This is a genomic window from Sagittula sp. P11 (assembly GCF_002814095.1).
Taxonomy (GTDB): Bacteria; Pseudomonadota; Alphaproteobacteria; order Rhodobacterales; family Rhodobacteraceae; genus Sagittula.
Genome location: NZ_CP021916.1, coordinates 15,002 through 36,661, shown reverse-complemented (window position 1 = coordinate 36,661; position 21,660 = coordinate 15,002). Strand labels below are relative to the sequence as shown.

Annotated in this window: 22 protein-coding genes and 1 pseudogene; 16 read left to right on the top strand and 7 right to left on the bottom strand. The window is 60.0% G+C overall.

Annotated features, from left to right (window positions below; genetic code table 11):
* Nucleotides 1-14: 14 nt before the first annotated feature.
* Entirely contained in the window at nucleotides 15-215 is a 201-nt protein-coding gene (locus CDO87_RS25230; protein ID WP_007803412.1) for a heavy-metal-associated domain-containing protein, read from the bottom strand.
* Between the two features lie 152 nt (nucleotides 216-367).
* Here CDO87_RS25230 and CDO87_RS25225 point away from each other — a divergent pair, with 152 nt between their 5' ends.
* On the top strand, nucleotides 368-2,878 hold the full coding sequence (locus tag CDO87_RS25225; RefSeq protein ID WP_100931436.1) for a heavy metal translocating P-type ATPase: 2,511 nt from the start codon (nucleotides 368-370) through the stop codon (nucleotides 2,876-2,878).
* Nucleotides 2,879-2,890: 12 nt separating this feature from the next.
* Nucleotides 2,891-3,289, top strand: a complete 399-nt coding sequence (cueR, locus tag CDO87_RS25220; protein WP_038008399.1) for a Cu(I)-responsive transcriptional regulator — start codon at nucleotides 2,891-2,893, stop codon at nucleotides 3,287-3,289.
* A 21-nt stretch (nucleotides 3,290-3,310) separates the two neighbouring features.
* On the opposite strand, the gene CDO87_RS25215 is transcribed toward cueR, so the two are convergent.
* Entirely contained in the window at nucleotides 3,311-4,075 is a 765-nt protein-coding gene (locus CDO87_RS25215; protein WP_012187037.1) for a MauE/DoxX family redox-associated membrane protein, read from the bottom strand.
* Between the two features lie 12 nt (nucleotides 4,076-4,087).
* Complete coding sequence (locus CDO87_RS25210) at nucleotides 4,088-4,924, bottom strand: DUF305 domain-containing protein (protein ID WP_012187184.1); 837 nt, start codon at nucleotides 4,922-4,924, stop codon at nucleotides 4,088-4,090.
* A 179-nt stretch (nucleotides 4,925-5,103) separates the two neighbouring features.
* Here CDO87_RS25210 and CDO87_RS25205 point away from each other — a divergent pair, with 179 nt between their 5' ends.
* The 4 genes from CDO87_RS25205 (at nucleotide 5,104) to CDO87_RS25190 (ending at nucleotide 8,407) form a co-directional block, all read left to right on the top strand.
* On the top strand, nucleotides 5,104-5,685 hold the full coding sequence (locus CDO87_RS25205; RefSeq protein WP_100931435.1) for a L,D-transpeptidase: 582 nt from the start codon (nucleotides 5,104-5,106) through the stop codon (nucleotides 5,683-5,685).
* A gap of 125 nt (nucleotides 5,686-5,810) precedes the next feature.
* Complete coding sequence (locus CDO87_RS25200) at nucleotides 5,811-7,073, top strand: multicopper oxidase family protein (RefSeq protein ID WP_100931434.1); 1,263 nt, start codon at nucleotides 5,811-5,813, stop codon at nucleotides 7,071-7,073.
* A 140-nt stretch (nucleotides 7,074-7,213) separates the two neighbouring features.
* Nucleotides 7,214-7,699, top strand: coding sequence for a disulfide bond formation protein B (locus tag CDO87_RS25195; RefSeq protein WP_100931433.1), 486 nt, complete (start codon nucleotides 7,214-7,216; stop codon nucleotides 7,697-7,699).
* Nucleotides 7,700-7,741: 42 nt separating this feature from the next.
* On the top strand, nucleotides 7,742-8,407 hold the full coding sequence (locus tag CDO87_RS25190) for a L,D-transpeptidase (protein WP_100931432.1): 666 nt from the start codon (nucleotides 7,742-7,744) through the stop codon (nucleotides 8,405-8,407).
* A gap of 76 nt (nucleotides 8,408-8,483) precedes the next feature.
* Here CDO87_RS25190 and CDO87_RS25185 read toward each other — a convergent pair whose 3' ends face one another.
* Nucleotides 8,484-9,095, bottom strand: a complete 612-nt coding sequence (locus CDO87_RS25185; RefSeq protein ID WP_100931479.1) for a hypothetical protein — start codon at nucleotides 9,093-9,095, stop codon at nucleotides 8,484-8,486.
* A 343-nt stretch (nucleotides 9,096-9,438) separates the two neighbouring features.
* On the opposite strand from CDO87_RS25185, the gene CDO87_RS25180 reads away from it, so the two are divergent.
* From CDO87_RS25180 to CDO87_RS25160, 5 genes are all read left to right on the top strand, one after another.
* Nucleotides 9,439-10,047 (top strand): EF-hand domain-containing protein, encoded by a 609-nt coding sequence (locus CDO87_RS25180; protein WP_012187178.1) that lies wholly within the window; start codon nucleotides 9,439-9,441, stop codon nucleotides 10,045-10,047.
* 140 nt (nucleotides 10,048-10,187) lie between these two features.
* On the top strand, nucleotides 10,188-10,574 hold the full coding sequence (locus CDO87_RS25175) for a DUF302 domain-containing protein (protein ID WP_007803435.1): 387 nt from the start codon (nucleotides 10,188-10,190) through the stop codon (nucleotides 10,572-10,574).
* A 105-nt stretch (nucleotides 10,575-10,679) separates the two neighbouring features.
* Complete coding sequence (gene lgt, locus CDO87_RS25170) at nucleotides 10,680-11,600, top strand: prolipoprotein diacylglyceryl transferase (RefSeq protein WP_007803438.1); 921 nt, start codon at nucleotides 10,680-10,682, stop codon at nucleotides 11,598-11,600.
* Between the two features lie 78 nt (nucleotides 11,601-11,678).
* The gene (locus CDO87_RS25165) at nucleotides 11,679-14,024 is read left to right on the top strand and encodes a copper-translocating P-type ATPase (protein WP_012187177.1); all 2,346 of its coding nucleotides are present in this window, start codon (nucleotides 11,679-11,681) and stop codon (nucleotides 14,022-14,024) included.
* Between the two features lie 48 nt (nucleotides 14,025-14,072).
* Nucleotides 14,073-15,410, top strand: a complete 1,338-nt coding sequence (locus CDO87_RS25160; RefSeq protein ID WP_007803442.1) for an APC family permease — start codon at nucleotides 14,073-14,075, stop codon at nucleotides 15,408-15,410.
* 7 nt (nucleotides 15,411-15,417) lie between these two features.
* Here CDO87_RS25160 and CDO87_RS25155 read toward each other — a convergent pair whose 3' ends face one another.
* Complete coding sequence (locus CDO87_RS25155; protein ID WP_007803445.1) at nucleotides 15,418-16,062, bottom strand: hypothetical protein; 645 nt, start codon at nucleotides 16,060-16,062, stop codon at nucleotides 15,418-15,420.
* Between the two features lie 109 nt (nucleotides 16,063-16,171).
* Here CDO87_RS25155 and CDO87_RS25150 point away from each other — a divergent pair.
* The 3 genes and pseudogenes from CDO87_RS25150 to CDO87_RS25140 form a co-directional block, all read left to right on the top strand.
* Nucleotides 16,172-16,291, top strand: a pseudogene (locus tag CDO87_RS25150) (IS5/IS1182 family transposase); the annotation flags it as partial.
* A complete protein-coding gene (locus CDO87_RS25145) occupies nucleotides 16,279-17,001 on the top strand; it encodes a cytochrome c biogenesis CcdA family protein (protein WP_007803446.1) in 723 nt (240 codons plus the stop codon). The pseudogene CDO87_RS25150 and the gene CDO87_RS25145, both read left to right, overlap by 13 nt.
* A 193-nt stretch (nucleotides 17,002-17,194) precedes the next feature.
* Nucleotides 17,195-17,860, top strand: coding sequence for a L,D-transpeptidase (locus CDO87_RS25140; RefSeq protein ID WP_007803448.1), 666 nt, complete (start codon nucleotides 17,195-17,197; stop codon nucleotides 17,858-17,860).
* A gap of 47 nt (nucleotides 17,861-17,907) precedes the next feature.
* On the opposite strand, the gene CDO87_RS25135 is transcribed toward CDO87_RS25140, so the two are convergent.
* Nucleotides 17,908-18,195: a hypothetical protein gene (locus CDO87_RS25135; protein WP_369817429.1), complete on the bottom strand. Its 288-nt coding sequence runs from the start codon at nucleotides 18,193-18,195 to the stop codon at nucleotides 17,908-17,910.
* Nucleotides 18,196-18,540: 345 nt separating this feature from the next.
* Here CDO87_RS25135 and CDO87_RS25125 point away from each other — a divergent pair, with 345 nt between their 5' ends.
* Nucleotides 18,541-20,727: a cation-translocating P-type ATPase gene (locus CDO87_RS25125; RefSeq protein ID WP_100931431.1), complete on the top strand. Its 2,187-nt coding sequence runs from the start codon at nucleotides 18,541-18,543 to the stop codon at nucleotides 20,725-20,727.
* Here the strand turns inward: CDO87_RS25125 and CDO87_RS25120 are convergent.
* Nucleotides 20,721-20,996, bottom strand: a complete 276-nt coding sequence (locus CDO87_RS25120; RefSeq protein WP_012187175.1) for a hypothetical protein — start codon at nucleotides 20,994-20,996, stop codon at nucleotides 20,721-20,723. The genes CDO87_RS25125 and CDO87_RS25120 overlap by 7 nt on opposite strands.
* A 97-nt stretch (nucleotides 20,997-21,093) precedes the next feature.
* On the opposite strand from CDO87_RS25120, the gene mntR reads away from it, so the two are divergent.
* On the top strand, nucleotides 21,094-21,552 hold the full coding sequence (gene mntR / locus CDO87_RS25115) for a manganese-binding transcriptional regulator MntR (protein ID WP_008327326.1): 459 nt from the start codon (nucleotides 21,094-21,096) through the stop codon (nucleotides 21,550-21,552).
* The last annotated feature ends 108 nt before the right edge of the window (nucleotides 21,553-21,660 follow it).

Below are 21,660 nucleotides of genomic sequence, written 5' to 3'. Positions count from 1 at the left end.
GTCCAGGCACTGCATCAAGCGGCCGCAGGTTCCACGTTGTAGCCCGCATCCCGAATGATCGCTTGGACCTGATCGGCTGGTAACACGCTGTCGACATGCACCTGTCGGGCAGAAAGGTCACATTCTACGCCTGCATTCGGATCTGCGCTCTTCACCGCGCTTTCGATTGCTGCGGTGCAATGCCCACAGCTCATGTCCGGAACGCTGAACTTCATCGGAACCACTCCTTGATCTGATTTCTATCGGTGACATGGGGCTTCCCCCCGCTGGAAGGTCAAGTGAAGAAATTTATTTGGCGCCCTCCCATTGACCCTCCAGTAACTGGAAGCCTCATATTCCACTTCGAATGGAAAAACAGGTGACACATATGCCCGAACCCAAACAGATCAGCCTGCCGATCGAAGGCATGTCATGCGCGTCCTGCGTTGGCAGGGTCGATCGCGCATTGAATGCAATCGACGGCGTAGAGGATGTGTCGGTGAACCTTGCCTCGGAAACTGCTCGCATGAGCGTGGACGCGCTCAAGCGCATTCCCGACATCATCGAATCCCTTCGCGAGCTGGGCTACCCCGCGCGGAAGGCCAGGGCCGAACTCACGATTGCAGCGATGTCCTGTGCCTCTTGCGTCGGGCGGGTCGATAAGGCGCTTGCCGCGGTGCCCGGGGTGGTCGAGGTGAACGTCAACCTCGCCTCAGAGACGGCGACGGTCGTTTACGTCGAAGGTCTTGTCACGACATCCGATCTGATCGAATCAAGCGGCGCGGCAGGGTATCCAGCAACCGTGGCAACGGCCCAGGCCGGTGACGACAGAGTTGCGCGCAAGGAGGAAGAGGCTCAGGCGCTTGCCAAACGGGTCACCTTTGCGGCCATCCTCGCCTTGCCGGTCTTCCTGATCGAAATGGGTGGCCACGTCATTCCGGCCGTTCATATGCTGATCGAGACCACGATTGGCCAGCAGACGAGTTGGCTTCTTCAGTTCGTGCTGACGACAATCGTTCTCTTCGGCCCGGGCCGGACGTTTTACACCAAGGGTTTCCCGGCCTTGTTCCGGGGTGCCCCCGACATGAACAGCCTCGTCGCGGTCGGCACCGGGGCGGCTTACCTTTATTCCGTGGTTGCGACATTCGTACCGTCGGTCCTGCCTGACACGCTGCGCACCGTCTATTTCGAGGCGGCAGCGGTCATCGTCGTTCTGATCCTTCTGGGGCGGTTTCTTGAAGCGCGCGCCAAGGGGAGAACGGGCGCGGCCATCCAGAAGCTATTAGGGCTTCAGGCGCGGACTGCACGCGTGATGCGGGACGGAGAAAGCGTCGAGATCGAGATCGATGCGCTGGTTCAGGGTGACATCGTCATCGTGCGCCCTGGTGAACGCATCGCGGTCGATGGCGAGGTCATCGAGGGGACCAGCCGCGTCGACGAAAGCATGCTGACAGGCGAGCCGATCCCCGCTGAAAAAGGTGCCGGAGATACGGTGACCGGCGGGACGGTCAACGGCGCCGGAAGCCTGCAGTTCCTCGCCACGCGGGTCGGCGCCGACACGACCCTGGCGCAGATTATTCGCATGGTCGAAGAGGCCCAGGGCGCCAAACTGCCGATCCAGGGATTGGTCGACCGGATCACCTTGTGGTTCGTGCCTGCCGTGATGGCGATCGCGGCGGCGACCGTGCTGGTCTGGCTGTTTTTCGGGCCTGATCCGGCCCTGACGATGGCGCTGGTCGCCGGTGTGTCGGTGCTCATCATCGCGTGCCCCTGCGCGATGGGGCTTGCGACGCCGACCTCGATCATGGTCGGGACGGGACGTGCTGCGGAAATGGGTGTCCTGTTCCGTAAAGGTGACGCCTTGCAGCAACTTGATTCCGTTGATGTGGTCGCCCTCGACAAAACAGGCACGGTGACCGAGGGGCGACCCGCACTGACTGACCTTGTGCTGGCGGAAGGGTTCGATCGCCCAACAACGCTCTCGAAGATCGCTGCCGTGGAGTCGCTCTCCGAGCATCCTGTCGCGGACGCCATCGTGCGGGCCGCGCGGGCCGAGGGCGCACCTCTTGTGGCGGCCGAAGGCTTTCAATCGGTCACAGGTTACGGCGTGCGCGCCGTGGTCGAAGACGTGGAGGTGTTGGTTGGGGCCGACCGCTACATGGCGCGCGAAGGCATTGACGTCTCGGCATTGGCTCCAGAGGAAACGAAAATCGCAAGCAAGGGTCGCACGGCGCTTTACGCTGCCATAGATGGGCGTGTCGCCGCCGTGATCGGCGTGGCCGATCCGGTCAAACCGGCAAGCCGCGCAGCCATCGCAGCGCTGCACGAAAAGGGTCTTGCGGTTGCGATGATCACCGGCGACAAACGCGAAACCGCCGAAGCCATCGCCCGCGAAACCGGTATCGACCACGTCATCGCCGGCGTCCTGCCGGACGGCAAGGTTGCGGCGCTCGACAGTTTGCGCCAAGGGAAAAAGCGCATCGCCTTTGTCGGCGACGGGATCAACGACGCCCCGGCGCTGGCGCATGCCGATGTGGGCATCGCCATTGGAACCGGCACCGATGTGGCCATCGAATCTGCGGATGTCGTCCTGATGTCGGGCGATTTGCGCGGCGTGGTGAACGCCTTCGAAGTATCGCGGCGGACCATGCGCAACATCCGGCAGAACCTGTTCTGGGCCTTTGCCTACAACGTGGCACTTATTCCGGTCGCTGCCGGGGTGCTCTATCCGGCCTTTGGGTTGCTCCTGTCACCAATCCTTGCGGCGGGTGCGATGGCGTTGTCCTCGGTGTTTGTTCTGACCAATGCCCTGCGGCTGCGGCGCATCGCGCCTGCGATGGACGAGCAGCGCGCAATCCCGGCAGAGATGGCAGCCGCCACTCCTGCTCCAGCAGAATAACGGAGGTCCGACATGAACATCGGAGACGTTGCCCGACAATCGGGTGTGCCCGCCAAGACGATCCGCTACTACGAGGACATCGGTCTGATCCGCCCGAACCGTAGCGAGAACGGCTATCGCGCGTTCACCGAGAACCACGTTCACAAGCTGGCGTTTCTGGGTCGCGCACGGGCCTTGGGGTTCACCATCGAAGATTGCAGGACGCTCCTGTCGCTCTACGAGGATGAAAACCGCGAAAGCATGCAAGTGAAGGCGGTTGCGGAAGACCATCTGCGCCAGATCGAGGAAAAGATCGCGAAACTGCAATCCATGCGCGCGACGCTCGCCGAACTGGTGGAAAAATGTGCCGGGGATCACCGGCCCGACTGCCCCATCATCGAGGATCTGTCGCCGGAGCGGTTGGCCAAGTGACAGGCAAGAAGGGGCTGTACCTCAGAACCAGATCGCGCGGACCGGCATCCAGATACCCATGAAGATCATCATCAGGTTTTCCGTCAGCGAAATGAACCCCAGCGGGACGGAACTGTCACCGCCGACGCAGGCGCATTTCAGCTCTCTCTTGTCGATATAAACAGCCTTGAACACGCTGACAGCGCCTACCGTGCCGATAAACAGGGCGACAGGCGCCGAGAGCCACAGCAGCGCGCCGGCAGTCATCAGGACACCTGCCAACGCTTCGCCGAACGGGTAGACCTTGCCGTATCGCACCCATTTGCGCGCCAGCAGATCGTAGTTGAGGAACATCGTCGAAAACCCTTCGACATCCTGCAATTTCTGGATCGCGAGAATGGTCATGGACAGCGAAATGAACCATTCGAACCCCCGCAAGGTAAGGACCGACCCGTACTGGTGCCAAGACAGGCCCAATGCCAACAGCGCGGCAACGGAAAAGATCGCGATGACCGGCTGGTAGGTCGTGTCGCTTTGCTCTTCCTCGGGTGGGTCAATGTCGAAAAACACCCTGAGATCATCGTAACCGCCGATCCGTTCGTCCCCGATGAAAGTCTGCGGCGTCGTCTCGACCCCGTGCTTCTCCATGAAAGCATCGGTGTCTTCACGGGTGTCAAGCGGATGGTCTTCCACCTCGAAGCCTTGCCGCTCCAGCAGGTCTTTCGATTTCAGACCGTAGGGGCAGACATGGCCCGGCATGACCATGCGATAAAGCTGCGCGGATTTACTGTCTGTGTCGCGGGGCATGTCCTTTCCTCCTTATCCGCTGCACGTAAGTTGACCACGGAACCCGGCTTCGTAGTCGGTTCCCGCGCTGACGATCAGATCGGTCAGGTCACCGTTCGTCTCTGCGATCTCGGCCGACAGCGGGCCTTCAGAAAATGCATTTTCGCCCTGCGCATTCAGGCGCACCAGATCACCGCTGATCTTCATTGCGGCTGCAGACCCTTCGCCGGTTTCACCAGTCACCAGTACAGCCGGACTGTCCGAGGTGTAAGCAAAGCGGCAATTTCCGCCATTCGGGAACACCGCAGCGATTTCGTCTTCCGTCAGAAACTCAGGATCGACCTTCGACACGACCTCCGTTTGAAGCGCCTGTTGCGCATCCACAACCTGCGCCGGCGTTTCGCTTCGCGTGGCCGATGCTTCGCCGTTTGCTCCAATGTCAGCAATAAGGTAGCGCATTTCGGCGATTTCCTTGTCCTGCGCATAGATAATGTCGTCTGCGAGCCCCCGGACGCGCGGGTCGGTGATCTCGGCACGAGTCGACGTCATGATGGCGATCGAGTGGTGCGGGATCATGGCGCGCATGTAGGACCTGTCCTGCACCGTGAATTGCCCGCGAACCAGCCAGAGGCTCGCCGCGAAAAGGACTATTGCGCCAACGAAAATCGCAATGTTGGCTTTGGTGTTCTGATACATGGACAACATGTACGCCAACATGATCACGGCCATGGTCGCCCCCATCAGGATGGCCATGTAAAGGCGTGTCTCCGAAAAGAAGATATGGCCCCAAAGATAGGTGTTCAGGTACATCAGAACGAACATGACCACGGTCGATGTTCCGATCATCATAAAGAATCGTGAGTAGTGCATTTCCAGTCACCTCCTTGCAGTTCTCTGTAAAACAACAACATTCCAGCGCTGGAGAGTTCCAAAAGCACGAATTTTCGTAGTTTCAAGGCAACAAAGGCGCGTCGTTTGCCCCGGTTCACGGCTTCTTTTCTTTGCCCCTGACGCGCACTGAATTTTCATGGGTCCGAGGAGATCGCGCCATGCAGAATTTCACGAGACGAGAATTGATTTGTGCCGGAGCGATGGGTTGCTTTCTGCCCACAACTGCCTGGGCCCACAAAGTCAAATTGCCCGAACGGTTCGAACCACAATTGGTAAACACCCGTCGTGGTGACTGGGTTAAAGGCGATGTCCACGTCGTTCCCGACGATTTTTTCCTTTATTTCATGCTCGAGGACGGGATGGCGATCCGCTACGGGGTCGGGGTAGGGCGCAAAGGTTTGTACGAACCCGGAGAGTTCACGGTAGCGCGCAAGGCCAAATGGCCATGGTGGCGGCCAACGAACGCCATGATCCGGCGCGAGCCACGCAAATACGCAAAGTACAAGGATGGACTGAAAGGCGGGCCAAACAACCCGCTCGGGGCCCGCGCGCTCTATCTCTACGATGCCGAGGGACGCGATACCTATCTTCGCATTCATGGAACGAACGCCCCGGAGACAATTGGGTCTGCCGTGTCGAATGGATGCGCGCGGTTGACGAATGAACATGTGAAGGATCTGTACGAACGCGTTGAAATGGGCGCCCGCGTCATCCTGTATCCCAAAGTGACAACGGCGTGAGGAGTGTTCTGTCGCCTTGAAGTTCCTCTTCCGGAAATGGCACAAGTGCGGCAGTTGGCGAAAGCCAGTCTATCATTCATGAGGTGACGGAATTGTCTTTGAGCCGGAGGTCTTTCCTTGGCGGGATGACCGTTGCGCTGACTGGTACCCGCTTGCCAGCAGCGACACACGAGTTGATCCTCGCGCCCCAATCGATCAAGGCGCACCTTGCTGGGTACGACGTGTCGATGTTGGGCTTCAACGGTGGTCTGCCGGGCCCAGAAGTCAGAATGCGACAAGGACAAACCGCCCGCATTACCCTCGATAACCGATTGGAGGAGGGCGCTCTCGTTCACTGGCATGGGTTGCGGGTTCCAAATCGGATGGATGGTGTCAACGTCCTCACTCAGGATGTGGTCATTCCGGGCGACTCGTATCGTTATCAATTCGGCGTCCCGGATGCCGGCACGTATTGGTATCACTCGCATTACCTGTCTTACGATCAGGTCAGCCGCGGTCTTTTCGGCGCCTTCATCGTCGAGGAGCAAAATGCGCCGGCTGTCGACCATGACATCGTTGTTCAGTTCTTCGATGTCTTGTTGGATCAGTTCGGACAGTACGACGAAGGGTTCAACCCGGCTCATTTCGCGACCGAGGGCCGTATCGGCAATACGGTCACGGCGCTTGTTTCCAATGGAACCAGCAAGAATGTGAGACAAGGCGACCGCCTGCGCTTGCGCCTGATAAATCCCTCTATCGACAGGGTTTACCGTGTCGGGCTGGACGGTCTGGCAGGCAAGATCGTTGCACTGGATGGTATGCCCCTGGCGCAGCCACAGACACTCGAACCCATCCTCCTAGCTCCGGGGCAAAGATGCGATGTGATTGGTGATGCGACCGGGCCTATTAGATTTGACGACAGCTTTGGAGAGCGGACGTTGAGCCTTGGCGAAATCGCTGTTTCCGGCTCTCGTGAGCCTGCGAAAGCGCCCATCACCGCGTTGCCCGCCAACCGAATGCCCGCCCCGCAAGACCCCGGCCAAACCGCGGAGCTGGTGCTTCAGGGAGGTGCGGGAAGCGCGTCCCACAACGGCACAGGGACGTGGGCGCTCAATGACGTATCGGGCCTGCCTCGAACCCCTTTCCTATCCGTCGCGCAGGGGACGACCGCGCGCATTTCGATCCGCAACGAAACCGGGTTTCCACACGTCATGCATCTGCATGGCCACCATTTCTGGGAACTCGATGCGGCGGGGAAAGCCGGTCCATACCGGGACTCGACCTATCTGGATATCGGCGAGACGCGGGATATTCTCGTCGTCTTGGGCAATCCGGGATCCTGGATGCTGCATTGCCACATGTTGAGCCACCAAGCCGACGGTATGGCAACGTGGATCAGAGTCGGCTGAGGGTCGAGACGGATACATACCGTTACAAATCTCTGAATGATAACAGGCCTTTCGCCGTCTACGTAACCTGACAAGCGAGAAACAGGTCCATCGACTGCCAATGGGAGCGTTCATTGACCCTGACACCAAAATCTCTCGGCATGACTGCGGCGGCAGGATCAGCCGCCTTGCTGTTGGGGGCCTTCGTTTTCCAGGCTCTTGGGTACGCGCCGTGCGCAATGTGCATCTGGCAACGCTACCCACACGCAATCGCCATTGGAATGGGCGCTCTGTTGCTCTTTGCTCTGCCGATTTTGCCAATCCTGATAATCGGTGCCCTGTCGGCACTCAGCACATCCGCGTTGGGAGTGTTTCATACCGGTGTCGAGCGCGGCTGGTGGGAGGGACCGACTTCTTGCACGGGATCCGGCCTCGATGTTTCCCAAATGTCGGTATCGGAATTGCTGCCCTCTGCCAGTTCAAATGCGTCCAATCTTGTTCTGTGCAGTGAGGTTGTCTGGGAATTTCTGACGTTGTCCATGGCGAGTTGGAACGCGATCCTAAGCGGTGTCCTTGCTTGCCTCTGGTTGGTCGCGATCGCAAGACATCAAAAGGTTCGGTGGCATGGGGTCGCGGACGTTTCTTGAATCGTCCCGCATTCATCGAAAACAAACAAAGGGCTTCGCTTCATGGTTACAAGACGACACTTCCTTGCACTTTCCGGCTCGCTGTTTTCAGCTTCTCTGAGTTCGCCAGCATTCGCTAAGACCTGGCCGACGAAAGCCGAAAAAGCGGCTTGGGATGCGCAGATCACGCCCGCCAACTATGACCCGGCAACAACCAACCCATGGGGGCTGCATCCCAGGCTGCTGCCGCAACGCGTTTTGGCGAATGACGGTTTGCGCCCGGGTGACATTCACGTCGATGCGATCGCGCGCTATCTGTACCATATCGAGGAAGGTGGCACCGCGATGCGATACGGGGTGGCGATTGCCAAGGGCGATCTCTATGAACCCGGCACCTATACGATCCGCCGAAAGGTCGAATGGCCGCACTGGACGCCAACGCAGTCAATGATCGAACGCGATCCGGAGGCTTACGAGCGGTTTGCCGACGGTATGGAGCCCGGCCCCAACAATGCCTTGGGCAGCAGGGCTTTGTATCTATTCGTCGGAGATCGGGATACGTACCTTCGAATTCACGGAACGCCGAGCCCTCGCAGCATTGGCGGCCGGGCCAGTTCGGGATGCGTGCGCATGGTGATGGCCCACATCAATGATCTCTATCCGAATGTCGCTGTCGGATCGACGGCGTTCCTTTACTCGGCCGAAGACAGCGTTACCGCTCGAAGCTAACCTATTGCATCTTTGGCTCACACGCCGAGGACTGCGTCGTGCAGGGACATCTTCCAATGAATTGTTGGACGAACACTCACGGCTGTGTCGCAAGTGAACTTTCGAACTGTGCGATCGCTACGGATTTGTCGTCCTCATCGTTCTCGAACAGCTTTGTGGTTCGCACGCCCGGCAACTTGCCAAAATCCGCCATCAGGCGCTTTGGAAAAAATGTGCGTCCGATGGATTCAAATCCTGGTAATTGTCTGAGTACCGCGGAGGTACTGGCACCACAAAAACCGGAAGCGGCTGGGCCGCTGGCAATTGCAAGCCGCAAGGCCTGCTCCGCGACTTCGGGGGACACATCGATCTCTTGTATGACGACGTGGTAGGTCTCCCGTGCATGAGCCCGTGCGTAAAAATCGGCCACTTGTGGAGTAATGCCATAAAGCACATCTCCCCGTTCCGGTACCGCGCTCAGCCGGACCGTTCCTGCCGGATCGAAGATAACGCGCTGCGACCCATTGATCATGACGCTGCTATGCGCACCCGCCCCGGATCTGTTGCTGATCATGGTGTACAGCGTCAGCGCAGCCGGTCCGTCGTGACGGTAGGATGCACTACTGATGACTTCGGCTGAAGCATCAGGGCGCATGTCGTTTCCTGCACCGCACCCCGCCAAAATCACCACGGTTAGAACTGAGAAAATGCGATTGGAAAAGCGCACCTTGCAGCCTCCTGCCATGAGTTGAATGACTGAATTTTCGGGATATTCAGGGCCTCTAGCAATCTCGACATCAACTCTTCCGGATTTCACCTCTACCGAAACATGGGTTCGGTTTCGGTTGGTATACGGATCCTCGACACCTTTTTTTCTGGATATCGCATGTTTCAGATGAAGAGGAGCGTTCGCCCCGAATTGATTTGTCGCAATTTGTAACAGACCCCGCCTTTGTGACCTCGCGATACAAAACACCGGCTCGCGTGGCATTCCGCATCTGCAGGTGCCCCCCATATGCTGGGTATCGCAACACTGACACGAGGTGATCGAAATGAAACGCAACACTTTACTCGCTGCAATGACCCTGGCTGCAACCGCCCTTGGCGGTGCCGCATTCGCGGACGCCAACCACGGGCGTGGGGGACAATTTGGCGCCCAGAGCGGACCAGGCATGATGCAGAACGGTGGTCCCGGTATGATGGGGAACATGGGCGGAATGATGGACATGATGAAGCGCATGCACGGAAACATGATGGGCGCAGGCATGATGGGCGCAGGCATGGGCAGTGGTATGATGAGCCCAGGCATGGCTGGCGGCATGATGCAAATGTTCGACACTGATGGAGACGGCACAACGACGCCGGAAGAAATGCGCACGCAGCTGCAGGCCAAGCTTTCCGAGTTTGACAGCGACGGGGATGGAAGCCTCTCGATTACCGAGTTTGAAGCTCTCCACAGCGCGATGATCCGCGAAATGATGGTGGATCGCTTCCAACACCTCGATGCCGATGGCGACGGCGCGGTGACGCCGGAAGAGATGGCCGCTCCTGCCGATAGGATGGAGCGGATGCAGATGATGCGGTCGAATATGGCAGATGCGCCTGCGCGGCCTGGCAACGGTCAGGGCATGGGCAACGGCTCCATGATGCAGGACAACTGAGCCAATGGGTGCCGGTTTTTTTCCGGCACCCGTCCTCACAACCCCAAAACCATTCGCGGTCGGGACATTGAACCGAACCGCGACCTGAACCGTTTAGCCTCGGTATGCCAACAAATAGAGACACGGAAAGGAAAATTCCCATGGCCTATACCTATGATCGCGTCCTGAAAGACACCAAAATCGATGACGCAGAGATGCGTGTTCGGGATGCTTTGGCAGACAAGGGCTTCGGCGTTCTGACTGAGATTGACGTCAAAGCGACGATGAAAAAGAAACTTGATGCGGACATGCCGCCTTACCGCATCTTGGGGGCCTGTAATCCGGGCATGGCGCACAAAGCCATCGAGATCGAGCCTCGCATCGGTGCGATGCTTCCCTGCAATGTTATCCTGCGGCAACTGGACGGCGACACCGAGGTCAGCGCGGTCGATCCTGTCGCTTCGATGCAGGCGGTGCAGAACCAAGACCTGGACGCGGTCGCCGGCGAAGTCCGCGATCTCCTTCGGGACGCCCTCGACACCGCGTGATGGCGGGATGGGCGTTGGATGCCCTGTCGCAGATCGAGCGCCTTTAGCGGTGCTCGATCAATGCCATCTAATCCCCACGTAAATTCCTGATGAGGAACTCACCCAGTGCTGCCAGCGGGATTGCCATTTCCGGATATTGGAACCGACCTCTTCTCCTTCGACATCGGGGGGGTCACATTCGCACTCCGCTGGTACGCGCTAGCCTATATCTTCGGTATCCTGATTGGCTGGCGCATTTGTTCGAGTGCCATAAGCCGTCCCGCGCTCTGGACGTCAGCTGGACCGCCGCTTGACCGAACGCAGATCGAAGATCTTCTGACGTGGATCATCATCGGCGTGATTGCTGGTGGTCGCCTGGGCTTTGTACTGTTCTACCAGCCCGCATATTATCTCGCCAATCCCTTGGAAATTCTGATGGTCTGGCAAGGCGGCATGTCTTTCCACGGGGGGTTCGCGGGAGTTGTCATCGCGGCCTTGCTGTTCTGCCTTAGACAGAACGCGTCATTGCTCAGCACTGGCGACTTGCTGGCTTTGGCAACACCACCAGGCTTGTTTCTTGGAAGGCTGGCGAACTTCACCAACAATGAGTTGTGGGGGCGTCCAACGGACGTTCCCTGGGCGGTGATCTTTCCCGGCGAAGTCGCGCAGGCCTGCCCAGGGGTTAGCGGCCTCTGCGCCCGACACCCGTCCCAGCTGTACGAGGCGGTATTGGAGGGGCTCATTCTTGGAATACTGCTCATTTATCTCGCTTGGGGCCGGGGCTGGCTGAAAATGCCCGGTGCCTTGGCTGGCGTGTTTCTGACCGGCTATGGTCTTGCCCGAAGTTTCGTCGAGATGTTCCGGCAACCGGACCAACAATTTGTGACGGCGGACAACCCGATCGGCCATGCGCTTCATTTTGGTGAGTGGGGTTTGACCATGGGCCAGTTGCTCTCCATGCCAATGGCGCTGGTCGGGCTGGCGTTGATCGTGTTCGCCCGGCGGGAACGGGGCCGGACAGCGCCACCCCGCAGAGCCGCAATGTAATCGCCGTACTGATCTCTCTTGACCCTCCTGTGGATGGAAGCCCCAAGCAAGAGAAGCATTCTCGGAAAGGACCGCAAAATGAGCACTCCCGACAGTTCTGAAACCACAGCAGCTTCTTCGGTATTCGTTTGCCCCATGCACCCTGAGGTGCGGCAGGACGAGCCCGGCAATTGTCCGAAATGCGGGATGCACCTCGTGCCGGAATCGGAGCTCGAGGTCCATTCAGCACATGATCATCACGAACACCACGCGGGTGCCACGCCGGCCGATGGCCGATATGATCTGGTTCCTACAGGACATGATGGTCCCATTTTCACCTGCCCGATGCACCCTCAGGTGCGGCAGCCTGATCCGGGCGCGTGTCCGATCTGTGGTATGGGATTGGAACTGGAATCCGGTGTGCCGGGCGATGAAGGTCCAAATCCCGAACTGGTGGATTTCACACGGCGGTTCTGGGTCGGCACAGTCCTGACGATCCCGCTCCTTGTCCTCACGATGGGGCCATTCGTCGGTTTCCCCGCAGTCCGGACTTTTTTTGGCGAAAGCACCACACAATGGATCGAATTGATCCTGGCAACGCCAGTGGTCTTGTGGTGCGGCTGGCCGTTTCTGGAACGCGGATGGATTTCGTTCCGCACATTGAACCTCAACATGTTCTCCCTGATCGGCATGGGCGTTCTTGCCGCCTGGCTCTTCAGCGTCGTTGCCGTTCTCGCACCGGACATATTCCCTGATGGGTTCCGAGACTCCGAAGGCCATGTCGGCGTCTATTTCGAGGCGGCGGCGGTGATCGTGACGCTGGTGCTGCTCGGCCAGGTGATGGAACTACGCGCCCGCGAGGGGACCGGCAAGGCGATCCGCGCGCTTCTCGACATGGCGGCAAAGACCGCGCGGGTCATCCGGGACGACGGATCCGAGGAGGAAATCCCGCTGGAGGACGTGCAAGTCGGGGACCGGCTGCGCGTGCGGCCCGGTGACAAGGTGCCGGTCGATGGCGTGGTTCTGGACGGCCGGTCCTCGGTCGACGAAAGCATGATCTCCGGTGAACCCGTGCCGGTCGAGAAGACCGAGGGCGACCCGCTGACCGGCGCGACGATCAATGGCACCGGCAGTCTGGTGATGGAGGCGACGCGTGTCGGGTCCGACACGATGCTGGCTCAAATTGTCGAGATGGTGTCGAACGCGCAGCGCTCGCGCGCCCCGATCCAGAAATACGCCGACAAGGTGGCGGGATATTTCGTTCCGGCCGTCATCGGTATCGCGGTCCTGTCCTTCATCGCCTGGGCGATCTGGGGGCCCGCGCCTGCGCTTTCCTACGCATTGATTTCGGCGGTGGCGGTTCTGATCATCGCCTGTCCTTGTGCGCTTGGCCTGGCGACACCGATGTCGATCATGACAGCGACAGGACGGGGCGCTCAGGCAGGGGTGCTGATCAAGAACGCCGAGGCGCTGGAGCGGTTCGAGAAAGTCGATACCCTGATCGTCGACAAGACCGGCACGTTGACCGAAGGCAAGCCGCGGCTTGTCGACGTACTCCCGCAACCCGGCCACGACGAAGCCGAGGTCTTGCGTCTCGCCGCATCGCTTGAGCGCGGATCGGAGCACCCCTTGGCCGAAGCGATCGTCAGGGGTGCGGAGGAGCGAGATGTCAAAATGGACGAGGCACGGGACTTCGAGGCGGTCACTGGCAAGGGCGTCAAGGGGGTCGTTGACGGCAAAGCGGTCGCGCTCGGCAATTTGGCGATGATCCGCGAATTGGGGCTCGAGGCGGGCGCGTTGACCGCCAAGGCCAATGCCCGCCGCGACGAAGGCGAGACGGTCATGTTCGTTGTGCTGGATGGCGAGATCGCCGGTCTAGTTGCTGTCGCCGACCCAGTGAAGGAGACCACGCCAGAAGCCATCGAGGATCTGCATGAACTGGGGTTCCGCGTCATCATGGCGACCGGCGACAACGAACGCACGGCCAAGGCCATCGGCACGCGGCTCGGAATCGATGAGATCCGGGCCGACGTGCTGCCGGAGGACAAGGCGCGGATCATCCTTGAGTTGCAAGAGGCGGGCCACAAGGTCGCCATGGCCGGGGATGGCGTCAACGACGCCCCCGCGCTCGCGCAGGCCGATGTCGGCATCGCCATGGGCACCGGCGCCGATGTGGCCATCGAAAGCGCGGGCGTCACGCTGGTCAAGGGCAACCTTGATGGTATCGTGCGTGCGCGGCGGCTCGCCCGGGCCACGATGCGCAACATCCGCCAGAACCTGTTCTTCGCGCTGATCTACAACGCCTCCGGCGTGCCGGTCGCGGCGGGAGTTCTGTTTCCCTTCTTTGGCATCCTCATCAGTCCGATGTTTGCTGCCTTCGCCATGAGCGCGTCGTCAATCTCGGTGGTGCTCAATTCGCTGCGCCTTCGCGGCGTTCGTATCTAGAAGCGCGCAACAGCGTTCGGATGAACCAAAATTAAAAGGGGGCCATTTATGCAGAGCGAAAAAGAAACGTACCGCGAAAATTCCATCAGTCTGGGCGGAGCCGTTGCGATGGGGACAGGCGTGATGATCGGCGCTGGAATCTTTGCGTTGACGGGGCAAATCGCGCAGCTCGCCGGCCCGCTTTTCCCGCTTGCATTCATCGCCGGCGCGGTCGTCACAAGCTTCAGCGCCTACAGCTACATCAGGATGTCGAACAAATGGCCGTCCTCGGGTGGCATCGCCATGATCCTGCAGAAATGCTATGGCCCCGGAGCCATCGCGGGCGGGGCCGCACTGCTGATGGCGCTCAGCATGGTGATCGCGGAAAGCCTCGTCGCGCGAACCTTCGCCACCTATGTCCTGCGCCCTTTCGATATCGAAGGTGGCCCATTGGTCCCCGCTCTGGCTGTGGCCGTGATCGTTTTCGCCTTTTTGGTGAACATGGCCGGAAACCGCTCGGTCGGGCTGTTCTCGTTGATCATGGCCGCGATCAAGATCGGAGGCATAGCTCTGTTTGGCATCGCGGCCCTGTGGTCCAGTGGTTTTGCGTTCGCCGCGGCGTCCGAGACCTCACAATCCTACGGGCTCACGGGGTTCATCGCCTCTACGGCGCTGGCCATCCTTGCGTTCAAGGGATTCACCACGATCACCAACAGCGGAGCCGAGATCACTGAACCAAATCGCAATGTTGGCCGAGCGATCATGTTCTCTATCGGAATCTGCGTCGTCGTCTACCTGTTGGTCGCCTACGGGGTCGGTTCGAGTCTCACGATCGAGGAGATCATCTCAGCGCGTGACTATTCGCTGGCACAAGCGGCGCAGCCCGCCCTTGGACAAACCGGCTTCATACTCACGGTGATCCTGGCCGCTGTCGCAACGGCGTCCGGCGTTCTGGCCAGCGTCTTCGCGGTGTCGCGTATGCTGGCGATGCTGACCGACATGGAAATGATCCCGCACAGCCACTTCGGTATGCCAGGTCCCATCCAACGCCACACCCTGGTCTATACTGTCGTCATCGCCGCGACGTTGGCCGTGCTCTTTGATTTAGGCCGGATCGCATCCCTCGGTGCTTTCTTTTACCTCGTCATGGACATGATCATACATTGGGGCGTGTTCCGCTATCGTCGAGCAGACGTCGGCGCCTTCGGTATCGTGCTTTTGACTGCCCTGGCGCTCGATGCGATAGTACTGGCAGCTTTCACCGTGATGAAGCTTCAAAGCGACCCGATGATCGTTCTCTACGCCGCTGTCGGGATGATCGCTGTGTTCGCCTTCGAGCGCGTTTACTTGTCGCAATGGGTGGCACCGCAAGTCGCCCCCGCCCCCGCCCACGCCCACGGTGATTAGCCTGCCATCACCTGGCCTGAAGAGATGCGATGCCTTGTGCGCCGATCGTGATCAGCCCGACCGACAAGGCAAACGCAGCCAGGGCAAGCAGCATCACGCCCGTGTTCATGGGCAAGCGACGTACAACCGGTCCAAGAAATTCCGACCGCCCGAAAGCCGAGACGTAGAGCGGCAACGCGCTTATCATAGTCGCATAGAGGTAAACGCCGGAGATGTTCTCGAAAAACGCCGAACGCGCAAGAGTCGGGGATACAACCGCCAAAGCGGTTGAACGATTGCCGCCGAATGACCCGAACCAGTCGGCAGATAGAACGTATATCAGCACGTGGAGACCTGGAAAGAGAAGGGCTCTGAGCAAGACATCGACCAGCACGAAAAACGCCGTGTCTCTTGAGCCCGCCTTTGGTTGCTTTGTCATAGCGAAAAGGAAAAAACTGACATAGTTGACGGCAAAAACCACGGGCAAACCGTTGGTCGCAACCTGCCTTAGTAAGCGCATGAGTGCCGGTCCGCCGGCAGCAAGAGCCGGAGCAAAGCCCGGAGCCAGTAAGACGTAGAACAACAGGACCGGCAGTAATGCAGCGAAGCTGAACAGCAGGACATTTCTAACAAACTGAGCCGCGGGCATACTGATAGAGAAAAATCTATCCATTGAAATAGCCTGCCATGTGGGCACCACTAGGTCGATGATACGGGGCGTTGTTGCACAAGTCTGACGCCTCAGGATTCCCTTCGCGAACCCATGCTGTTAGCCGCATTCCATGAGCAACCCATCTCCCGCCCGCTATCGTACGACCAACTGGTCCAGCTACAACGCATCGCTGCGCAAGCGGGGGTCCCTGCTGATCTGGGTCGACGAAGACATCACTTGGCGCGCGCCCTCACCGCCGCCCTCCTAGCCGGCACGATATCATTTCTGTCCCCCTGCGTGCTACCTCTTGTGCCAGGTTATGTCTCCTACGTAACCGGGCGCACAGCCGCTGAGGGCGGGGTGGTCGGCGCTTCGCCGTCGCGCGCGGTCTGGCTGAGCCTGTGTTTTGTCCTCGGCTTCTCCACCATCTTCATGGGACTTGGCGCATCCGCGACTGCAATGGGTCAGGCCCTGCTTCGGTGGCGGTATGAACTCAACCTCGTTGGGGGCGGCATCATCATTTTCTTCGGGCTCTTCATGATAGGAGCCGCGCGTGTTTCGGTCATGGAACGCGACTTCCGATTCAATCTCAACATCCCCGGGGGCCAACCCGCTGCGTCCTATGTCCTCGGTCTTGCCTTCGGTTTCGGCTGGACTCCGTGCATCGGCCCGATCCTCGGCGCGATCCTGACAGCCAGTGCGGCGAGTGCCACGATGGGCGAAGGTATCATGCTGCTTGCCGTCTATTCCGCCGGCCTTGGAATACCGTTTCTGATCGTGGCCGGATTCACCGACCAGATCGCGGGACGGTTGCGGGCCATCGGCCGGGTTGGCCGCCGCCTCCACCAGCTTGCGGGCATAGTGATGATCTTGATGGGGCTGGCGATGATGACAGGGCAGTTGAGCGCGCTGTCATACTGGATGCTCGACGTATTTCCGGTTCTGGGACGGATCGGATAGCTCCATTAGTAGCAGCGTCTATTGATAACAGAAAATTTTCTTGAACCTCTAGTAGCTTTAGGAGTTAAGCCACCGACAAAGAACGGCACCATGGAGCAAGTTGCCAATAACGCCTCACTCCTTCCCGGGCGAACAACACTGCGTTCGGGGTAAGGTTCGGTTTGCCGTCCAATGCGTGAACGGAGCAATCTATATGCTGACAAGACGACATTTCATCCAGACGACCACCGCGCTGTTTTCGGCATCGATATCCAGCCCGCTCCTTGCAGACACGTGGCCTACCGATGCGCAGAAGGCAGCTTGGGACGCACAGGTTACACCTCCCGGCTACGACCCGGCCACGTCCAACCCTTGGGGCCTTCACCCTCGCTTCCTGCCACAGCGGGTCCTCGCGAAGGACGGACTTGTACCCGGTGATATCCATGTCGATGCTGTTGCGCGCTATCTCTACCACATCGAAGAAGGCGGCACGGCGATGCGCTATGGCGTGGCGATCGCGCGCGGTAAACTTTACGAACCGGGCACCTATACGATCAAGCGCAAGGTCAGGTGGCCGCATTGGCAGCCGACACAAAACATGATCGACCGCGACCCAGAGCTCTACGCCGATATCGCTGACGGTATGGAACCCGGACCTGAAAACGCGCTCGGATCGCGAGCCCTCTATCTCTTCGTCGGCGACCGAGACACCTATCTAAGGATTCACGGGACACCGTATCCAAGAAGCATTGGCGGCCGTGCGAGTTCCGGCTGCGTCCGAATGGTCATGGCACACATCAATGATCTCTATCCCAACGTCGAGATTGGCTCGACGGCATTCCTGTACTCGGCGGAAGACAGCGTCACCCCGAGAAGTTGACTGGCGCATCATGTGTTACGCGTGGGCTTGACGCATCTATGGGCTGATCAGGACTGGCGCGAAGTGCAGATGGGGTTGCCACCTGCCGAGCGTAGCGGAACCAAGGTGTTTTCCACCGGACCGCTGTGTTCATACCAATAACAGCCATCCTCGGGACGAAGCCGCGCCGTGGTGAGATCCTGACCAGGCGCAGCAAGGGCAATGACGGCCTCGGGAACACTTCCCACTTCGTTGCGAGCGCCGCCGTCGTCCAGCGTTGGCACCGCGCAGCCAGCAAGCACCAATGTCGCTGCGATAATCGGCGCGTTTCGTTTCTGCATGTCTACCTCACTCATTCTGATCGCTTCGTACCGGCAAGCGTTGCTCCAACCGCGTCGTTTCAAGGGGGCGGCTAGCTTCAAGCCTCCGCAGGGCGCCTTTCTTGCTGGACGAATATCCACTTGTTGCCCTTGAAGCTCTAGTTACTGTAGGGGCTATGTCAATGTGGAATCAATGAATCCTGAGGTCAATCCATGTCTTCCGACGGCAACCGCAACGATCACGGCCATCCGGGTGATCAAGAGCATTCTGACCCAAGAGGCAACTCCTGTTGCGACGCCAGCAAGGACGTCGCGTCCACGGCGCCAGCGCCGTCTGGCGGAAGGAGCTTTCAGGTCTCCGGGCTCGATTGCGCCGAAGAGGTGGCGATCCTGAACCGGGTTGTCGGGCCGAAAGTGGGCGGAACCGAACACCTGGCATTCGACGTGATCAACGGGCGAATGACCATCCTCGATAGCGCCGAGAGGATACCAGACGACGAAGTCACGCAGTTGGTCGCAACGACCGGCATGAGCGCCAAGCCATGGGATGCCGACAACGCAGCAGAGGACCAGGCGGCGCATCTGGCACGTCAGAAGCGCTTTACCTCGTTGAGCGGCGGCTTCTGGGCGGCGGGATTCCTTTTTCACATTGTCGAGACCGGCATGGGCGGCGCGCTCGGGCTCTTTGCGGGCCATGGCGAGGTGCCTATGCCTATGGTGGAAGCAGGGATCTTCGCCGTCGCGATTCTTTTTGGCGTCTGGCTTGTCGCGCCCAAGGCCTGGTCTTCGGCGCGGAGGCTTAGCCCCGACATGAACCTGCTCATGGTGGTGGCCGTCGCGGGCGCCATCGGCCTCGGCGAGTTTTTTGAGGCCGCGACGGTCGCCTTCTTCTTCTCGCTTTCGCTTTATCTTGAGAGCTGGAGCGTGGGGCGGGCGCGTAATGCGGTTTCCGCGCTCCTCGATCTGGCGCCGCCAACGGCGCGGGTTCTTTACGACGACGGATCTGAATCCGACGTTCCGGCCGCGGCCGTGGCAGTCAATGCAAGGTTTATCGTGCGCGGCGGCGACCGGATCCCCCTCGACGGTGAGGTCGTGGACGGGGCAGGGGCCGTCGATCAGGCCCCAATTACTGGGGAAAGCGCGCTAGTGCCCAAGGAACCAGGCGACGAGGTCTATGCCGGCACGATCAACGGCGAGGGCACACTGACGGTGCGGGCGACGAAGGCCGCCTCGGACACGGTGCTCGCGAAAATCATTCGCATGGTGGGCGATGCCCATGCCCGCCGCGCGCCGGTCGAACAGTGGGTGGCCAAGTTCGCGCGCATCTACACACCCATCGTGATGGCTTTGGCGATCGCCATCGCGCTGGTGCCGCCACTGCTGCTCGGCGGCGCCTGGGACTACTGGTTCTACAATGCTCTGGTCCTTCTGGTCATCGCATGTCCTTGCGCGCTGGTCATTTCTACGCCGGTCTCCATCGTGGCAGCGCTGACCGCGTCGGCACGGGCGGGGGTGCTCATCAAGGGCGGCGCCTATGTCGAGGCGCCGGGGCGGACCACGGCACTGGCGATGGACAAGACCGGGACGATCACCATGGGCGAGCCTGAGGTGGCGGCGGTTCACCCACTGGTCGGCGTTTCCGAACGCGATCTCATGGCGCTGGCAGCAAGCCTGGAGGCGCGGTCTTCACACCCGCTGGCACGCGCCATCCTCTCGCGCGCCGAAGCCGATGGTGTTTCCGTGTCTGCCGCAGAGGACACCCGTACCGTGCCCGGGCGCGGTCTGGAAGGACGCGCCGACGGGCGCGCTATCTGGCTCGGCTCGGATCGCTTCGCCGAAGAGAAGGGGTTCGGCAATGCCATTCCGGCGGATCTGCGGGATCGGATCGAAGGGGCAGGGAGCACCCTCGTTGCCGTGGGTGACGAGACCGGCGTGACCGGCGTACTGGAGCTTCGCGACCGCATCCGCCCAGATGCAAAGGGGATCGTTGCGCGTCTGCATGCGCAGGGTGTGAAGACCATCGTGATGTTGACGGGCGACAACGAACGCACCGCGCGCGCGGTGGCAGCCGAAGTCGGCATCGACGAGGTGCGCGCCGAACTTTTGCCAGAAGACAAGGTGACGGCCATTGAGGAACTCGTCGAAAGCCACGACATGGTGGCGATGATCGGCGACGGTGTGAATGACGCACCGGCCATGGCGCGGGCGCATTATGCCATCGCCATGGGCGCTGTCGGATCGGATGCCGCGATCGAGACGGCCGACATCGCGCTGATGACCGACGACATCGGCAAGGTACCCTGGCTTATCGGCCATTCGCGCCGTGCCATGACGATCATCCACCAGAATATCGGCATATCGCTGGCGACCAAGGCGCTGTTCGTCGGGCTGACCGCGTTCGGTATGGCCTCAATGTGGGGCGCCATTGCTGCGGATGTAGGCGTGTCTCTGCTGGTGGTCGCCAACGCACTTCGGCTCCTGAACGGCCATCAGGTTGAGGCCGGGCCTTCAGGCGGAGAACCGGTGGGCGAGCAGATGGCGAAAGGAGCACTGGCGCACGGTCATTGATCCGGCGGTTTCGGTAGCTCGATATCGCTTTTGCGGTCCAGCCACGCCAGCGCCCCGACAGAGAATTCCGAACCCCGGTAGGGTTCCGTCCAGGCGGTCTCGATGTCGTCCCAGGGCAGAGGCTCGAGATTTCCAAGAAAGAGCGTCAGACGGTAGGCCGCTGCCTCGGGAAGCCAAGGCGCCTCCTTGGCCGGCGTCGCGGCGACAGGTCCGGACAGGAGGAGCGCACTTGCGAGTGTGGCGAGCAGCACTCTCATAATATTTCGCATCACCACGGCCTCCAAAGTAAAAAGTTAGACATGGCTAACTTATCTACCCGAAGCAAACAAGTTGTCAATCCCGCTGTTTCGCTGCAAAGTCCCGAGTATGACAAAGCTACAATCACAAGGGCGTGAGCCATTCGAAGCGGTCGACCGGGCTCCCGAGGCGCAGGCCGATGGCTTTGCGACCGTGCGTCAGGCACATGAAAGCGAGATGGCGGAGGATTACGTCGAACTGATCGCGGAACTGATCGAGACGCGCGGGGAGGCCAGACCGGTCGAGATCGCCGAGCGGCTTGGCGTGAAGCCGCCGACCGTGACCAAGAACATCTCGCGGCTCAAGGCTGCTGGTCTGGTCCGGCGGGAGCCATACCGCGCGATATTCCTCACCGATGCCGGGCAGGACCTCGCGGAGATCTGTCGACGCCGCCACAGGGTCGTCGTCGCCTTTCTTCTGAGCCTGGGAATCGACGAAGAGACCGCGGAACGCGATGCGGAAGGGATCGAGCATCACGTCAGCGGGACGACATTGGAGGCGTTCGAGCGACGGCTCAATCAGAAATGAGCTCGCCTAGATGCACATTCGCGCGATTCTCTATCGGGACCTCGAGCTATCAGGTCTTCAAGCCGCTGACACGTTTGCGCAATTTCGAAGCTCGCTAGCCGAGAACCC

Bases quoted from the DNA above. Each gene is read 5' to 3' on its own strand.
- CDO87_RS25230 (WP_007803412.1), bottom strand. From the start codon at position 215: ATGAAGTTCAGCGTTCCGGACATGAGCTGTGGGCATTGCACCGCAGCA.
- CDO87_RS25225 (WP_100931436.1), top strand. From the start codon at position 368: ATGCCCGAACCCAAACAGATCAGCCTGCCGATCGAAGGCATGTCATGC.
- cueR (WP_038008399.1), top strand. From the start codon at position 2,891: ATGAACATCGGAGACGTTGCCCGACAATCGGGTGTGCCCGCCAAGACG.
- CDO87_RS25215 (WP_012187037.1), bottom strand. From the start codon at position 4,075: ATGCCCCGCGACACAGACAGTAAATCCGCGCAGCTTTATCGCATGGTC.
- CDO87_RS25210 (WP_012187184.1), bottom strand. From the start codon at position 4,924: ATGCACTACTCACGATTCTTTATGATGATCGGAACATCGACCGTGGTC.
- CDO87_RS25205 (WP_100931435.1), top strand. From the start codon at position 5,104: ATGCAGAATTTCACGAGACGAGAATTGATTTGTGCCGGAGCGATGGGT.
- CDO87_RS25200 (WP_100931434.1), top strand. From the start codon at position 5,811: ATGACCGTTGCGCTGACTGGTACCCGCTTGCCAGCAGCGACACACGAG.
- CDO87_RS25195 (WP_100931433.1), top strand. From the start codon at position 7,214: ATGACTGCGGCGGCAGGATCAGCCGCCTTGCTGTTGGGGGCCTTCGTT.
- CDO87_RS25190 (WP_100931432.1), top strand. From the start codon at position 7,742: ATGGTTACAAGACGACACTTCCTTGCACTTTCCGGCTCGCTGTTTTCA.
- CDO87_RS25180 (WP_012187178.1), top strand. From the start codon at position 9,439: ATGAAACGCAACACTTTACTCGCTGCAATGACCCTGGCTGCAACCGCC.
- CDO87_RS25175 (WP_007803435.1), top strand. From the start codon at position 10,188: ATGGCCTATACCTATGATCGCGTCCTGAAAGACACCAAAATCGATGAC.
- CDO87_RS25165 (WP_012187177.1), top strand. From the start codon at position 11,679: ATGAGCACTCCCGACAGTTCTGAAACCACAGCAGCTTCTTCGGTATTC.
- CDO87_RS25160 (WP_007803442.1), top strand. From the start codon at position 14,073: ATGCAGAGCGAAAAAGAAACGTACCGCGAAAATTCCATCAGTCTGGGC.
- CDO87_RS25155 (WP_007803445.1), bottom strand. From the start codon at position 16,062: ATGGATAGATTTTTCTCTATCAGTATGCCCGCGGCTCAGTTTGTTAGA.
- CDO87_RS25140 (WP_007803448.1), top strand. From the start codon at position 17,195: ATGCTGACAAGACGACATTTCATCCAGACGACCACCGCGCTGTTTTCG.
- CDO87_RS25135 (WP_369817429.1), bottom strand. From the start codon at position 18,195: ATGAGTGAGGTAGACATGCAGAAACGAAACGCGCCGATTATCGCAGCG.
- CDO87_RS25120 (WP_012187175.1), bottom strand. From the start codon at position 20,996: ATGCGAAATATTATGAGAGTGCTGCTCGCCACACTCGCAAGTGCGCTC.
- mntR (WP_008327326.1), top strand. From the start codon at position 21,094: ATGACAAAGCTACAATCACAAGGGCGTGAGCCATTCGAAGCGGTCGAC.